This window comes from Rhodovulum euryhalinum (assembly GCF_004342445.1).
GTDB lineage: Bacteria > Pseudomonadota > Alphaproteobacteria > Rhodobacterales > Rhodobacteraceae > Rhodovulum > Rhodovulum euryhalinum.
This window is the reverse complement of the sequence record NZ_SLWW01000010.1, coordinates 36,724-51,021: the sequence shown is the minus strand read 5'-3', so window position 1 is coordinate 51,021 and position 14,298 is coordinate 36,724. Positions and strand designations below refer to the sequence as shown.

Annotated in this window: 14 protein-coding genes; 12 read left to right on the top strand and 2 right to left on the bottom strand. The window is 67.4% G+C overall.

Features of this window, described 5'->3' with window-relative positions:
- Positions 1 to 166 precede the first annotated feature (166 nt).
- The 8 genes from EV655_RS12945 (at position 167) to EV655_RS12910 (ending at position 7,088) form a co-directional block, all read left to right on the top strand.
- Complete coding sequence (locus tag EV655_RS12945; protein ID WP_132545507.1) at positions 167 to 1,417, top strand: Zn-dependent hydrolase; 1,251 nt, start codon at positions 167 to 169, stop codon at positions 1,415 to 1,417.
- Position 1,418: 1 nt separating this feature from the next.
- Entirely contained in the window at positions 1,419 to 1,880 is a 462-nt protein-coding gene (locus EV655_RS12940; protein ID WP_165905346.1) for a hypothetical protein, read from the top strand.
- The gene (gene hydA / locus EV655_RS12935; RefSeq protein ID WP_132545503.1) at positions 1,877 to 3,331 is read left to right on the top strand and encodes a dihydropyrimidinase; all 1,455 of its coding nucleotides are present in this window, start codon (positions 1,877 to 1,879) and stop codon (positions 3,329 to 3,331) included. Before EV655_RS12940 ends, hydA begins: the two co-directional genes overlap by 4 nt.
- Positions 3,332 to 3,396: 65 nt before the next feature.
- On the top strand, positions 3,397 to 4,167 hold the full coding sequence (locus EV655_RS12930; RefSeq protein ID WP_132545674.1) for an ABC transporter ATP-binding protein: 771 nt from the start codon (positions 3,397 to 3,399) through the stop codon (positions 4,165 to 4,167).
- Complete coding sequence (locus EV655_RS12925) at positions 4,157 to 4,366, top strand: hypothetical protein (RefSeq protein ID WP_132545501.1); 210 nt, start codon at positions 4,157 to 4,159, stop codon at positions 4,364 to 4,366. Before EV655_RS12930 ends, EV655_RS12925 begins: the two co-directional genes overlap by 11 nt.
- Positions 4,359 to 5,234: an ABC transporter permease gene (locus tag EV655_RS12920; RefSeq protein ID WP_132545499.1), complete on the top strand. Its 876-nt coding sequence runs from the start codon at positions 4,359 to 4,361 to the stop codon at positions 5,232 to 5,234. The genes EV655_RS12925 and EV655_RS12920 overlap by 8 nt, the downstream gene beginning before the upstream one ends.
- Positions 5,231 to 6,079 carry an ABC transporter permease gene (locus tag EV655_RS12915; protein WP_132545497.1) on the top strand — a complete coding sequence of 283 codons (849 nt, stop codon included), beginning with the start codon at positions 5,231 to 5,233 and terminating at the stop codon, positions 6,077 to 6,079. The genes EV655_RS12920 and EV655_RS12915 overlap by 4 nt, the downstream gene beginning before the upstream one ends.
- Positions 6,080 to 6,101: 22 nt before the next feature.
- On the top strand, positions 6,102 to 7,088 hold the full coding sequence (locus tag EV655_RS12910; protein ID WP_132545495.1) for an ABC transporter substrate-binding protein: 987 nt from the start codon (positions 6,102 to 6,104) through the stop codon (positions 7,086 to 7,088).
- A 36-nt stretch (positions 7,089 to 7,124) separates the two neighbouring features.
- Here the strand turns inward: EV655_RS12910 and argE are convergent, their stop codons facing one another.
- Both argE and EV655_RS12900 read right to left on the bottom strand, forming a co-directional pair.
- Positions 7,125 to 8,291, bottom strand: coding sequence for an acetylornithine deacetylase (gene argE / locus EV655_RS12905; protein WP_132545493.1), 1,167 nt, complete (start codon positions 8,289 to 8,291; stop codon positions 7,125 to 7,127).
- Positions 8,288 to 9,502: a M24 family metallopeptidase gene (locus EV655_RS12900; RefSeq protein ID WP_132545491.1), complete on the bottom strand. Its 1,215-nt coding sequence runs from the start codon at positions 9,500 to 9,502 to the stop codon at positions 8,288 to 8,290. The genes argE and EV655_RS12900 overlap by 4 nt, the downstream gene beginning before the upstream one ends.
- A gap of 248 nt (positions 9,503 to 9,750) precedes the next feature.
- Here EV655_RS12900 and EV655_RS12895 point away from each other — a divergent pair, with 248 nt between their 5' ends.
- The 4 genes from EV655_RS12895 (at position 9,751) to EV655_RS12880 (ending at position 14,247) form a co-directional block, all read left to right on the top strand.
- Positions 9,751 to 10,236: an Lrp/AsnC family transcriptional regulator gene (locus tag EV655_RS12895; protein ID WP_132545672.1), complete on the top strand. Its 486-nt coding sequence runs from the start codon at positions 9,751 to 9,753 to the stop codon at positions 10,234 to 10,236.
- Positions 10,237 to 10,375: 139 nt separating this feature from the next.
- Entirely contained in the window at positions 10,376 to 11,860 is a 1,485-nt protein-coding gene (locus EV655_RS12890) for an NAD-dependent succinate-semialdehyde dehydrogenase (RefSeq protein WP_132545489.1), read from the top strand.
- Between the two features lie 99 nt (positions 11,861 to 11,959).
- Complete coding sequence (locus EV655_RS12885; protein WP_132545487.1) at positions 11,960 to 13,330, top strand: aminotransferase; 1,371 nt, start codon at positions 11,960 to 11,962, stop codon at positions 13,328 to 13,330.
- A gap of 404 nt (positions 13,331 to 13,734) precedes the next feature.
- Positions 13,735 to 14,247 (top strand): hypothetical protein, encoded by a 513-nt coding sequence (locus tag EV655_RS12880; RefSeq protein WP_132545485.1) that lies wholly within the window; start codon positions 13,735 to 13,737, stop codon positions 14,245 to 14,247.
- Positions 14,248 to 14,298 lie beyond the last annotated feature (51 nt).

Genomic DNA, 14,298 nt, shown 5'->3' with positions numbered 1-14,298 from the left:
CGGCGCCACTTTAACCGCAAGCGGCGGCGAATCGGGAAATTTTCTCGGCGGCGGCGGCGCGCCGCTTGAACTCGGCCCGGGGCGGCGCAAGACTGGCACCGGAAGGCGCCCGGCAAGCGGCGCCCGGGCCGCGAAACACGACAGGACAGGTAAGGACGACAGGACCATGACAGCCCCCGCAGAGAATCTGAAGATCAACGGCGAACGGCTGTGGGACAGCTTGATGGAGATGGCGCAGATCGGCCCCGGCATCGCGGGCGGCAACAACCGCCAGACGCTCACCGACGCCGATGCCGAGGGCCGCGCGCTGTTCCGCCGCTGGTGTCAGGAGGCGGGTTGCACCCTGGGCGTGGACGAGATGGGCACCATGTTCGCGATGCGACCGGGCACGGACCCGGATGCGCTGCCGGTCTATGTGGGCTCGCATCTCGACACCCAGCCGACGGGCGGCAAGTATGACGGGGTGCTGGGGGTGCTGGGGGGCCTTGAGATCATCCGCACGCTGAACGATCTGGGCATCCGCACGAAGCACCCGATCGTCGTCACCAACTGGACCAACGAGGAGGGCACGCGCTTTGCCCCCGCCATGCTGGCCTCGGGCGTCTTCGCCGGCGTGCTGGAGCGGGACTGGGCCTATGACCGGCGCGATGCCAGGGGGCTGCGCTTCGGCGACGAGCTGGAGCGGATCGGCTGGAAGGGTGACGAACCCGTGGGTGCGCGCAAGATGCATGCCTTCTTCGAGTTGCATATCGAGCAGGGCCCGATCCTCGAGGCCGAGGGCAAGGAGATCGGCGTCGTCACCCACGGCCAGGGCCTGCGCTGGATCGAATGTACCGTGACCGGCAAGGGCCAGCATACGGGCTCGACGCCGATGTACCTGCGCCGGAACGCGGGCCGCGGGATGGCGCGGGTGATCGAACTGGTCCACGAGATCGCCATCGCCCGCCAGCCGAATGCGGTGGGGGCGGTGGGGCATGTCGACGTCTACCCCAACAGCCGCAACATCATCCCCGAGAAGGTCGTCTTCACCGTCGATTTCCGCAGCCACATCCTGGACACGCTGGAGGGGATGGTGGCCGAGTTCCTCGCCCGCGCGCCGGGGCTCTGCGCCGATATCGGGGTCAAGTTCTCGTCCGATCTGGTGGGCTTCTTCGACCCGCCCGCCTTCGATCCGGTGCTGGTGGGCCGCGTGCGCGACGCCGCCGAACGGCTGGGCTATTCCCACATGGACATCGTCTCGGGCGCGGGCCACGACGCCTGCTGGATCAACCGCGTGGCGCCCACGACGATGGTGATGTGCCCCTGCGTGGACGGGCTGAGCCACAACGAGGCCGAGGAGATCACCCCCGACTGGGCCGAGAAGGGCGCGAACGTCCTGTTCCACGCGGTGGTCGAGACGGCGGAGATCGTGGGGTGAAATGTTTAAGGGAATAAAGAATACCTATCAGAAGAGCCTAGGGGCGGTTGTAGCTCAGAACCTGCTAGAAATGCATGCGCGTAGGTTCTACCTACAGATTGACGCGCAAATGGTCGCTAATCGACTAGTCGAAGCAGCATGGTCTGAGAATGAACATCTCTTTGATGGACGTTATGGGCAACGCCCGTTCAAATCGTCTATCGCTGCTGCCGCATTTGGAAAAGCCCTGCGGGACAGGTCAGAAGATTTCGAGCAATTGTGCCTCTACGGTATGTGCTTGGGAACAATACTTCAGGAGATCGAAGTCAACGGGCATAGATATCCGTTGAACGGGATAGATTTGGAAATCCTCGAAAAGAACGCAGAAGTTCTCCGTTTCTTTTCCGAGGATCTCGAAAATTCTCAATTTGGCCAAGAGATTGGCAGAATTCTGAATGCGCCGGATAAGGGGGAACACCAATGACCACCATCATCAAGAACGGCACCATCGTCACCGCCGACCTGACCTACAAGGCTGATGTGGCCGTCGAGAACGGCCGGATCTCCGCGATCGGGCCGGACCTGAAGGGCGACGAGACGCTGGATGCGACCGGCTGCTACGTCATGCCTGGGGGCATCGACCCGCATACGCATCTGGAGATGCCCTTCATGGGCACCTATTCGGCGGACGATTTCGAATCCGGCACCCGCGCGGCGCTGTCGGGCGGCACGACCATGGTGGTGGATTTCGCGCTGCCGAGCCCCGGACAGGGGCTGCTCGACGCGCTTCAGATGTGGGACAACAAGTCGACGCGGGCGCATTGTGATTATTCCTTCCACATGGCGGTCACCTGGTGGTCGGAGCAGGTCTTCAACGAGATGGAGGCCGTCGTCCGCCAGAAGGGCATCACCACCTTCAAGCATTTCATGGCCTACAAGGGCGCCTTGATGGTGAACGACGACGAGATGTATGCCTCGTTCCGCCGCTGCGCCGAACTGGGGGCCATCCCGCTTGTCCATGCCGAGAACGGCGACGTGGTTGCCGAATTGCAGCGCCGCCTGCTGGACGAGGGCAACAACGGCCCCGAGGCGCATGCCTATTCCCGCCCCCCCGAGGTCGAGGGCGAGGCCACCAACCGCGCGATCATGATCGCCGACATGGCGGGCGTGCCCTTGTATGTCGTCCACGTCTCCTGCGAGGACGCGCACGAGGCGATAAGGCGCGCGCGGATGCTGGGCAAGCGGGTCTGGGGCGAGCCGCTGATCCAGCACCTGACGCTGGACGAGAGCGAATACGCCCATCCCGACTGGGACCATGCCGCGCGGCGCGTGATGTCGCCGCCCTTCCGCGACAAGCGCCACCAGGACAGCCTGTGGGCGGGGCTGGCCTCGGGCTCGCTGTCGGTCGTGGCGACCGACCACTGCGCCTTTACCACCGCGCAGAAACGCTTTGGCGTGGGGGATTTCACCAAGATCCCGAACGGCACGGGGGGGCTCGAGGACCGGCTGCCGATGCTCTGGACCCACGGGGTCGCGACCGGGCGGCTGACGCCGAACGAGTTCGTGGCGGTGACGTCCACCAACATCGCCAAGATCCTGAACTGCTATCCGAAGAAGGGTGCGGTGCTGGTGGGCGCGGATGCCGACCTGATCGTCTGGGACCCCGAGAAGGAAAAGACGATTCAAGCGGCCAACCAGCAATCCTCCATCGACTACAACGTGTTCGAGGGCCACAAGGTCAAGGGGCTGCCGCGCTTCACCCTGACCCGGGGGCGGGTGGCCGTGAACGACGGGGACTTCGTCGGGCAGGAAGGGCATGGGCAATTCGTCCGGCGCGAGCCGAACGGGGCGGTGAACAAGGCGCTGTCGTCCTGGAAGGACCTGACCGCGCCGCGCAAGGTGGAACGGACGGGCATCCCGGCAAGCGGGGTCTGAGGCGAACGTGACGGCGCGTGTCCCGCGGGCGCGCGGCCGGGAAGGGTGACAGTGTGAAGACCCCCGTGATCAAGGCGGATCACCTCGATCTGGTGTTCCAGACAAACGACGGCCCCGTCCATGCCCTCAGCGACGTGTCGCTGGGCATCGGCAAGGGCGAGTTCGTCAGCTTCATCGGCCCCTCGGGCTGCGGCAAGACCACCTTCCTGCGCTGCGTGGCGGCGCTGGAACATCCCACGGGCGGCAGCCTGACGGTGAACGGCATGACGCCCGACGCCGCCCGGCAGGCGCGCAGCTATGGCTATGTGTTCCAGGCGGCGGGGCTGTATCCATGGCGGACGATCGCGGGGAACATCCGCCTGCCGCTGGAGATCATGGGGTTTCCGAAGGCCGAGCAGGAGGAACGTGTCGCGCGTGTGCTGGACCTTGTCGACCTCAAGGGCTTCGGCCGGAAATACCCCTGGCAGTTGTCGGGGGGGATGCAGCAGCGGGCCAGCATCGCGCGGGCGCTGGCCTTCGATGCCGACATCCTGCTGATGGACGAACCCTTCGGCGCGCTGGACGAGATCGTGCGCGACCACCTGAACGAACAGTTGCTGGCGCTGTGGGCGCGGACGGGCAAGACCTGCCTGTTCGTCACCCACTCGATCCCCGAGGCGGTGTATCTGTCCACCCGGATCGTGGTGATGAGCCCGCGGCCCGGCCGGATCACCGACGTGATCGACAGCCCGCTGCCGCGCGACCGTCCGCTCGACATCCGCGATACGGCCGCGTTTCTGGAAATCGCCCACCGCGTGCGCGAGGGGCTGAGGGCGGGGCATGCCTATGACGACTAGACGCTGGGTCCAGGTCGGGCTGACCGTGGTCTGGCTGGCGGTGGTGCTGGCCTGGGTGTTCGATCTCTGGGTCAGAACGCATCCGCTGATCGGCTGGATCGCCTTTCTGGTCACCGTCGCGCCGGCTGTTCTGCTGTTGCATCTGGCGGGCAAGCGGTTCGGCGCCAAGCGCAGTCCGCGGAGGCGGGACGATGCGTAGCCTGCTGCCGGTCCTGACGGTGGTGATGGCGATCCTTGCGCTGTGGTATGGGGCGGCGGTGATGCTGAACCGGCAATGGACGCTGGATCAGGCCACGCGCGCCGGGCAGGACCTGACGCTGGCCCAGATCGTCGCCGACACGATGGCGCAGGACCGCCCCAAACTGCCCGCGCCGCACCAGGTGGGCGCGGAGCTGTGGAACACAACCGGTGCGATGGTGCTGGAGGGCCGCGCGCTTTCGAAACGCAGCCTGATCTGGCACGGCTGGGTCACGCTGTCGGCCACGCTTCTGGGTTTTGCCATCGGCACCGGGGCAGGGATCCTGCTGGCCATCGGCATCCTGCACAACCGCGCGATGGACATGAGCGTGATGCCCTGGGCGATTGCGTCGCAGACCATCCCGATCCTCGCCATCGCGCCGATGATCATCGTGGTGCTGAACTCGGTCGGGGTCAGCGGGCTGGTGCCCAAGGCGATCATCTCGGCCTATCTGTCGTTCTTCCCGGTGGTCGTCGGCATGGTGGCGGGCTTCCGCAGCCCCGACCGGATGCAGCTCGACCTGATGAACACCTGGTCGGCGAGCCCCGCGCAGGTGTTCTGGAAACTGCGCTGGCCCGCCTCGATGCCCTATCTCTTCACCTCGCTCAAGGTCGCGATGGCGGCGAGCCTCGTCGGCGCCATCGTGGGCGAGTTGCCCACGGGCGCGGTGCGCGGCCTTGGCGCGCGGTTGCTCGCGGGCAGCTATTACGGCCAGACCGTTCAGATCTGGGCCGCGCTCTTCGCCGCGGCGATCCTGGCCGCCTCGCTGGTGGGGCTGATCGGGCTGGTCCAGCGGATCACGCTGAAACGCATGGGGATGGCGCGATGACTTGGGCGCTGGGCACGGGCCTGTTCTGGGCGGCTGCGGTTGCGCTGAACGTCTGGCTGTCCAACTCGCCCTGGCGGCGGACATGGGCCGTGCGGCTGGCGGTGCCCGCGATCTTCGGCCTCACGATCCTTGTGGTGTGGGAGGGGCTGGTGCGCGGGCTGGGGGTGCCGGGCGTGATCCTGCCGCCCCCCACGGCGATTGCCGCGCGGATCGCCTCCAGCACCGATATCCTCTGGGTCGATTTCGTGCAGACCTTCGTCAAGGGCGCGCTGTCGGGCTATGTGATGGGCTGCGGTGCGGCGGTGCTGACGGCGATCCTGATCGACCGCTCGCCCTTCCTGCAACGGGGCCTGTTACCGGTGGGCAATTTCATCGCGGCGCTGCCGATCATCGGCACCGCGCCGATCCTTGTGATGTGGTTCGGATTCGACTGGCAGTCGAAGGCGGCGGTCGTGGTGGCCATGGTGTTCTTCCCCGTGCTGGTGAACACGGTGCAGGGGCTGGCGGCCAGCGAGGCGATGCAACGCGACCTGATGCGGACCTGGTCGGCCAGCTACGGCCAGACGCTGATGAAGCTGCGCCTGCCCGCGGCAATGCCGTTCATCTTCAACGGTCTCAAGATCGCGACGACGCTTGCGCTGATCGGGGCGATCGTGGCCGAGTTCTTTGGCAGCCCCATCCGGGGCATGGGATTTCGCATCTCGACCGAGGTTGGGCGGCTTGCGCTCGACATGGTCTGGGCGGAAATTGCCGTGGCGGCGCTGGCCGGCTCGGTATTCTACGGCCTCGTTGCACTGGCCGAACGGGCGGTGACCTTCTGGCACCCCTCGCAACGGGGCAGATAACACGGGCAACTTGGAGGTTGAGATGAGACTGAAGATGACGACGGCGGCGATGGCGCTGGCCTTCGGAACCGGCGCGGCGCAGGCGGCGGACGACCTGACGCTGCAACTGAAATGGGTGACGCAGGCTCAGTTTGCGGGCTATTACGTCGCCCTCGACCAGGGCTTCTACGAGGAAGAGGGGCTGGAGGTCACGATCAAGCCGGGCGGTCCCGACATCGCGCCGGTACAGGTGCTGCTGGGGGGCGGGGCCGACGTGATGGTCGACTGGATGCCCTCGGCGCTGGCCGCGCGCGAGGCCGGCGCGCCCATCGTCAACATCGCCCAGCCGTTCAAGTCCTCGGGCATGATGCTGACCTGCCTCAAGGAGACCGGGGTCGCGGCGCCCGCCGATTTCCCCGGCCGCACGCTGGGTGTCTGGTTCTTCGGCAACGAATACCCCTTCCTCAGCTGGATGAGCCAGCTTGGCATCCCGACCGATGGCTCAGCGGGTGGCGTAACGGTGCTGAAGCAGGGCTTCAACGTCGATCCGCTGTTGCAGAAGCAGGCCGACTGCATCTCGACCATGACCTATAACGAATACTGGCAGGTGATCGATGCGGGGATTTCCGCCGACGAACTGGTGACCTTCAAGTACGAGGACCAGGGTGTCGCCACGCTGGAAGACGGCCTGTACGTGATGGAGGACAAGCTGGCCGATCCCGCCGAGGTGGACAAGCTGGTGCGCTTCGTCCGGGCGTCGATGAAGGGCTGGAAATGGGCCGAGCAGAACCCCGACGCGGCGGCGATGATCGTTCTGGACAATGACGAGACCGGCGCCCAGACCGAGACCCACCAGAAGCGGATGATGGGCGAGGTGGCCAAGCTGACCGCCGGATCGAACGGCGCGCTGGACCCGGCGGATTACGACCGCACGGTGGCCTCGCTGATGTCGGGCGGGTCGGATCCGGTCATCACCAAGGAGCCCGAGGGCGCCTGGACCCACGCGATCACCGATCAGGCGCTGCAATAATGCGCCCCGGCCCGGTCTCCGCCAAGGGGGCCGGGTCTAGCGGGTCAGGACGGTCGCCAGACCGTCCAGCATCGTGAGGCATTGGCCAAGCTGGTCCAGCGTGACGAATTCGTCGGGTTTGTGCGCCTGGGCGATCGCGCCCGGCCCGCAGACGGCCGCCGCGCAGCCGATCGACTGGAACAGCCCCGCCTCGGTCGAGAACGGCACGGTTTCAGCGCGGGCCTCGCCGGTCAGTTCCATCAGCAGGCGGCGGGCGGCGCTGTCCTCCATCGGCTCCAGCCCGGCGACCTCGCCCACGGTCCGGGTAAGGATGGCGGCGGCGGGCTCGACCGCGCGCATGCCTGGCAGCAGCACCTCGTCCACATGGCGGGCCATCGCACCCTTGACGAACGCCATGTCGGAGGATTGGACGGGGCGCATTTCCCAATCGACCTCGGCGCGGCCGGGGATCACGTTGTGCGCATGCCCCCCCGCGATCCGGCCTATGTTGATCGTGGTCCAGGGCGGGGTGAACGGGCTGTTATGCGGGGCGCGCGCCTTCAGCACCTCGGCCAGGTCCATCAGGCGGGCGACATAGCGCACCGCGGCCTCGGCCGCGTTCACGCCCGCGTCGGGGTTGGAGCCGTGGCCTTCCAGCCCGTGAAACGCCACGCTGTATTCGCAACAGCCCTTGTGCGCCTCGACGATGCGCATTTCGGTCGGTTCGCCGATGATCGCGACCTCGGGGCGGAGACCGCGGGCGGACAGTTCGGCCACCAGCGCCTGCCCGCCGAGGCAGCCCACCTCCTCGTCATGGGTAAAGGCGAAATGCAGCGGGCGTTTCAGGTCCAGCGCCGCCCAGACCGGCGCCATGGCCAGTGTCGCCGCGATGAAGCCCTTCATGTCGCAGGTGCCGCGCCCGTAGAGCCGCCCGTCGGCCTCGTGCAGCGTGAAGGGGTCGGTGGACCAGTCCTGGTCGGTCACCGGCACCACGTCGGTATGGCCCGACAGCACGATGCCGCCGCCCGCCGCGCGGGGCCCGAGCGTGGCAAACAGGTTCGCCTTGTGCCCGGTCGCGTCGTGGAACAGGTCGACATGCGCGCCAAGCTCGCCCAGCATCGCGGCGATATGGACGATCATCTCAAGGTTCGAGTCCGACGACACGGTGGGAAACGCCACCAGGTCGGCGAGGATTGCGCGGGTATCGGCCAGCCGGTCGGTCATGGCTTGACGAACAACTGGCGCGGGCGGTTGCAGAAGGTCTCGGCCGGGCCGGTCTCGCGGATCAGGATGGATTCGGTGATCTCCAGCCCCCAGGTCTCCATCCAGAGGCCGGGCATGAAATGGAAGGTCATGCCGGGTTCCAGCACGGTCTCGTCCTCTGGCCGAAGGGAAATCGTCCGCTCGCCCCAATCGGGCGGGTAGCTGAGGCCGATCGGATAGCCGCAGCGCGCCCCCCGGTCGATGCCCGCCCGCGCCAGCGCCGCGTTCAGCGCGTTGGCGATGTCGCAGGCGCGGTTGCCGGCGCGCGCGGCGTCGAGCCCGGCCTCAATCCCCTCGACCAGCGCGGCCTCGGCCTCGCGCATGTAGTCGGGCGGCGCGCCCAGGAACACCGTCCGGCAGAACGGCGCATGATAGCGCCGGTAGCAGCCCGAGATCTCGAAGAACGTGGCCTCGCCCTCGGCAAAGGGCCGCCCGTCCCAGGTCAGGTGCGAGGCCGAGGCGTCCATCCCCGAGGGCAGCAGCGGCACGATGGCCGGGTAATCCCCCCAGTCGCCATCGAGCCCGGTCAGCGCATCGCGGTAGATCTCGGCCACCAGTTCGTTCTTGGGCAGGCCGGGTTCGATCCGCTCGACCACGCCGTCGATGATCTTTTCCGAGATCCGCGCGGCGCGGCGCATGAAGGCCAGTTCCTCGTCGGACTTGACCGTGCGCTGGCGGTTGACCAGCGCGGTCGCGTCCACCAGGTCGGCGTCGGGCAGGGACTCGCGCAGCGTCAGATAGGCCTTGGCCGAGAAGTAATAGTTCTCCATCTCGACCCCGATCCGCTTGGCGCCATAGCCGAGGTCGTGGATGATGCTGGCCAGTTGCTGCATCGGGTGGCGCGTCGTCGACTGCACGTAATCGTCGGAATAATGCGTGATGTGGACGCCCGCCATCCAGACGGTCCTGACCGCCCCGTTTGCGTCCATCTGCCGGCCCCACCACATCGGGTCGGCATCGTGGAACACCAGCACCCCTTGGTGGACGTAGAAGGACCAGCCGTCATAGCCCGTCAGCCAGGCCATGTTCGACGGATCCTCGACGAACAGAAGGTCGAGCCCCTGCGCCTCCATCGCGCGGCGGACAAGGCCGAGGCGGCGTTCATACTCGCCCAGGCTGAACGGCGCGCGGCCCTCGGTGGCATAGCCGAACTGGACGATTTCCTCGTTCATGGCGAACATGGCTCCTGCTGGCACGCGTCGGGCGTGCTTGACTTCGGGCGGACCCGCGTGGTGGGTTGGGGGGCGCGGACGGGCGTGGGCCCGGGCGTCACGGTCATCTGACGGTATGGCGCGGGCGCGCGTCAAGGTCTGTCCCGGGGCGACGCGTATGTGCCGGTTAGCGACAGGGGGAAGGCGATGCGCCGGGGTCCGGCCGAGATCATGCCAGCCAGCGCCCGGGCGCCGGAGGGCGGCCGATGATCCGGCTCGACGACCGCGACCTTGAAATCCTGCGCATCCTGTCCGCCGAGGCCCGTATCACCAAGGCCGATCTGGCGCGGCGGATCAACCTGTCCGCCACCCCCGCCTGGGAACGGCTGAAGCGGCTGGAAAAGGCCGGGCTGATCGCGGGCTACCGCGCCGAGATCTCGCTCAAGGCGCTGGGGCCCCATGTCACCGTCTTTGTTGCGGTGGAACTGGCGGGCCACATGGTCGAGGACTTCACCCGCTTCGAGGGGGCGCTGGCGGACTATCCCGAGGTGACGGCCTGCTGGGCGCTGGGCGGCGGGTTCGACTACCTGATGCAGGTGGTGACGCGCGACATCGACAGCTATCAGCGGCTGGTCGACCGGATGCTGGAGGCCCGGATCGGGCTCGCGCGCTATTACACCTACGTGGTGACGAAGCCCGTCAAGGGGCCGGGGCTGCCACCGCTGGGTCTGCTGGCGGGTTTGCAGAAGGATTGACTGGCCAGGGCGGGGGTTGCCAGGCGGATCGTCTGCCGGGCGGCCGGGCTTTGGTCCCCCTCTCTGCGTGGAAAGTGGCATCGTCTGCCCGGACCGCGCCGCGAACCCGGCGCGAGGCCCGAGCATGGAGGAAACGCCCATGAGCCTGCACCAGAGCCACCAGACCGCGCCGCTGGCCGACCTTGCGGATCCGCGCCTTGTGCGCAGCTTCGCCTATGTGAACGGCAAGTGGACCGGCGGGACCGGCGGCGCGGGCTTCGCCGTGACCGACCCCGCGACCGGCGACTGGCTGGGCGAGGTGGCCGCGCTGACCGCCGCCGACAGCGCCGCCGCGGCGGAGGCCGCCCACGCGGCCTTTCCGGTCTGGGCGGGGCTGTTGCCGCAGGACCGGTCGGCCCTGCTGCGCCGCTGGTTCCGGCTGATGCAGGACAACCGCGAGGATCTGGCCCGGCTGATGGTTCTGGAACAGGGCAAGCCGATTTCGGAGGCGCGCGGCGAGATCGACTATGCCGCCTCGTTCCTGGAATTCTACGCCGAAGAGGCCAAGCGCCCGAACATCGAGGGCGTCACCAGCCACCTGGCAGACGCCGAGATGGAGCTGTGGCGCGAACCGGTCGGCGTTGCGGCCTGCATCACGCCGTGGAACTTCCCCTCGGCGATGCTGACCCGCAAGGCGGGCGCGGCGCTGGCGGCGGGCTGCACGGTGCTGGCCCATCCTTCGCACGAGACGCCGTTTTCGGCGCTGGCGCTGGCGGAACTGGCCGAACGCGCGGGGCTGCCGCCGGGGGTGTTCAACGTGGTCACGGGCGACGCGGCCACCGTGGTCGCCCCCTGGACCGAGGATCCGCGGGTGCGCGCGCTGTCCTTCACCGGCTCGACCGAGGTCGGGCGGCTCTTGTACCGGCAGTCGGCTCAGACCGTGAAGCGGCTGGTCCTCGAACTGGGCGGCCATGCGCCCTTCATCGTCTTCGCCGATGCGGATCTGGACGAGGCGGTGGCTGAGGCGGTCAAGGCCAAGTTCGCCACCTCCGGGCAGGACTGTCTGGGCGCCAACCGGTTCTACGTGGAAACCCCCGTCTACGACGCCTTCTGCGCCCGCTTTGCCGAGGCGACGGCGCGGCTGTCCGTGGGCCGGGGGCTGGACGACGCCGATATCGGCCCGCTGATCAACGAAAGGGCCGTCGCCAAGCAGGAAGACCATGTGGCCGACGCGCTGGCGGCAGGCGCGCGGCTTCTGACCGGGGGCACGCGGCACGAGGCGGGGCCGCTGTTCTACCGCCCGACCGTGCTGGCCGATGTGCCGGACGGTGCGCGGATCATGGCCGAGGAAACCTTTGGCCCCGTCGCCGCGATCACCCGCTTCGAGACCGAGGCCGAGGTGGTCGGCCGCGCGAACGCCACCGAATTCGGGCTGGTCGCCTATCTGCACACCCGCGCGCCGCGGCGCATCTATCGCGTGGCCCGCGCCCTGCAATTCGGCATGGTGGCGGTCAACCGCACCAAGGTGACCGGCGCGCCGATCCCGTTCGGCGGCTACAAGCAGTCGGGGCTGGGCCGCGAAGGCGCAAGACTGGGCATGGAGGCCTTTACCGAGGTCAAGTATGTCTGCCGCGACTGGGCGTGAGCGGGGCCGGCGCCTGCGGCGCCGGTGCCTTCGGCGAGGATATTTAGGGCCAGAAGAAGGGTGGGCTGCGGCCCTGCCCTGTGTGAAAGGACGGGTTCGATGCTGAGAAACGACATGCTGGAACAGTGGGACCGCGAGAACCTGTTCCATCCCTCGACCCATCTGGGCCAGTTCGCCCGCGGCGAGGCTCCGGAACGGGTAATGCGGGGCGGGGCGGGCTGCTTTGTCGAGGATCGCGACGGCAACCGTTTCCTCGACGCCTTTGCCGGGCTTTACTGCGTGAACGTGGGCTATGGCCGGGCCGAGATCGCCGAGGCGATTGCCGCGCAGGCAAGGGAACTGGCCTATTACCATGCCTATGTGGGGCATGGCACCGAGGCCGCGATCACCCTGGCGAAGATGGTGATGGACCGCGCGCCCGGGCACATGTCGAAGGTCTATTTCGGGTTGTCGGGGTCGGACGCGAACGAGACCAACGTGAAGCTGGTCTGGTATTACAACAACATCCTCGGCCGCCCCGAAAAGAAGAAGATCATCAGCCGCTGGCGCGGGTATCACGGCTCGGGGCTGGTGACGGGCTCGATGACCGGGCTGACGGTCTTCCACAACAAGTTCGACCTGCCGCTGGACCGCATCCTGCATACCGAGCCCGCCTATTACTATCGCCGCCCCGATCTGGACATGAGCGAGGCGGATTTCGTGGCCTTCTGCGCGGCCGAGCTGGAGGCGCTGATCGAACGCGAGGGCGCGGAGACCATCGCCGCCTTCATCGGCGAGCCGGTGATGGGCACGGGCGGCATTGTGCCCCCGCCCGAGGGCTATTGGGCGGCGATCACGCCGATCCTTGAAAAGCATGACATCCTGCTGATCGCCGACGAGGTGGTGACGGGGTTCGGCCGGCTGGGGACGATGTTCGGGTCGGATCATTACGGGCTGAAACCCGACCTGATCACGGTGGCCAAGGGCCTGACCTCGGCCTATGCGCCGCTGTCGGGGTCGATCCTGTCCGAGCGGATGTGGAAGGTGCTGGAGCAGGGGACCGATCAGTTCGGCCCGATCGGCCATGGCTGGACCTATTCGGCGCATCCGATCGGCGCGGCGGCCGGCGTTGCGAACCTCAAGCTGATCGACGATCTGGGGCTGGTGGCGAACGCCGCCGAGGTGGGCGGCTATTTCGTGTCGGCCATGCGCGCGGCGCTGATCGAGCATGCGCATGTCGGCGAGGTGCGCGGCGAGGGGATGCTGTGCGCCGTGGAACTGGTCGAGGACAAGGGTGCGCGGACCTTCTACGACCCGGCGGGCAAGGTAGCGGGCGCCGTGGTGGCCGAGATGGCGAAACAGGGCGTCATCGCCCGGGCCATGCCCCAGGGCGATATCCTGGGCTTTGCGCCGCCGCTCTGCCTGACACGGGAAGAGGCCGACCAGGTGGTGGCGGCGACAGCCAAGGCGGTGAATTCGGTGCTGGGGTAGGGCGTGCACCCGGCAGGCTGCGCGAGATGGATGGCTTGATGACGGGGCCATGATCGCGGGATCGGGCGAAGGCCATGATTTCGTGCCCTGTGGTGGAGCCGCTCCATTTTCGCGAGAGCGCCCGGCGCAGGTCGTTCGACGGCCGCGCTGACCTCGAACGGGACGGGGTGGCCCGTCTTGCCCTGGATGACCGAGGCCTGCTGTTTCAGTCGGTCCGCCGCACGGGTTCCGACCACCTTGAGGCGAGCGAACGCGCAACTGCGCAGGGGCGGAATTCACGGTGATTTCACGATCGGCACCCGCGCGCTTCGCACCGCGTTCCGGGATCATCTGGCCTACTCCTCCTGCGGCACCCGAACGGGGTCGCATCCGACCAGGGAAACCAAGAAGGGGAGAAGATTGCCATGAAACGCATTTTCACAGCAACGGCCGCGATGGTCGCGCTTGTTGCAGGTGCCGTGCAGGCACAATCGGTGACTGGCGGGGCCTACCAGCTCGCCAAGAGCCTCGGCGTCGCGCCCGGGGACCATTCGGTGGCGCAACTGACGCAGATGCGAAGCGCGTTGGAGGATGGCGACATGACCACGTTCCGCTACATCCGTGACAATCTCAGGATCGGCGGCTTCAGCACGAAGGCGCAACCGAGCGCAGGGCGGATCGCGTTCGCCGAGAAGATCGAGGTCGATCCGACCTCGATGAGCTTTGCCGACATGTATCGCCTGAGCCTTGCCACGAGCACGGCACAGCCCGGTCCGGTCGCGGCGTTCTGGAAGAACCGCGATCCGTCGAACCCGTCGCGCCGCGCAAGCTACGTGTCGCAGGGCGAGGCGCAGATTGCCGCCGGTCTCGGCGTCGATCCGGCCGATTACACCTTGGCCGAGCTGACCCGGATGAAGGCGGCGGCCGACTCGGACTGAGCCGTGAAAAATCCGGCGACCGGCAGGGCAGCGTGCCGTGTCCCTGCCGGT

Excerpts from the sequence above, each read along its gene's own strand:
- EV655_RS12945 (WP_132545507.1), top strand. The coding sequence starts at position 167 with ATGACAGCCCCCGCAGAGAATCTGAAGATCAACGGCGAACGGCTGTGG.
- EV655_RS12940 (WP_165905346.1), top strand. The coding sequence starts at position 1,419 with ATGTTTAAGGGAATAAAGAATACCTATCAGAAGAGCCTAGGGGCGGTT.
- hydA (WP_132545503.1), top strand. The coding sequence starts at position 1,877 with ATGACCACCATCATCAAGAACGGCACCATCGTCACCGCCGACCTGACC.
- EV655_RS12925 (WP_132545501.1), top strand. The coding sequence starts at position 4,157 with ATGACGACTAGACGCTGGGTCCAGGTCGGGCTGACCGTGGTCTGGCTG.
- EV655_RS12920 (WP_132545499.1), top strand. The coding sequence starts at position 4,359 with ATGCGTAGCCTGCTGCCGGTCCTGACGGTGGTGATGGCGATCCTTGCG.
- EV655_RS12915 (WP_132545497.1), top strand. The coding sequence starts at position 5,231 with ATGACTTGGGCGCTGGGCACGGGCCTGTTCTGGGCGGCTGCGGTTGCG.
- EV655_RS12910 (WP_132545495.1), top strand. The coding sequence starts at position 6,102 with ATGAGACTGAAGATGACGACGGCGGCGATGGCGCTGGCCTTCGGAACC.
- argE (WP_132545493.1), bottom strand. The coding sequence starts at position 8,291 with ATGACCGACCGGCTGGCCGATACCCGCGCAATCCTCGCCGACCTGGTG.
- EV655_RS12900 (WP_132545491.1), bottom strand. The coding sequence starts at position 9,502 with ATGAACGAGGAAATCGTCCAGTTCGGCTATGCCACCGAGGGCCGCGCG.
- EV655_RS12890 (WP_132545489.1), top strand. The coding sequence starts at position 10,376 with ATGAGCCTGCACCAGAGCCACCAGACCGCGCCGCTGGCCGACCTTGCG.
- EV655_RS12885 (WP_132545487.1), top strand. The coding sequence starts at position 11,960 with ATGCTGAGAAACGACATGCTGGAACAGTGGGACCGCGAGAACCTGTTC.
- EV655_RS12880 (WP_132545485.1), top strand. The coding sequence starts at position 13,735 with ATGAAACGCATTTTCACAGCAACGGCCGCGATGGTCGCGCTTGTTGCA.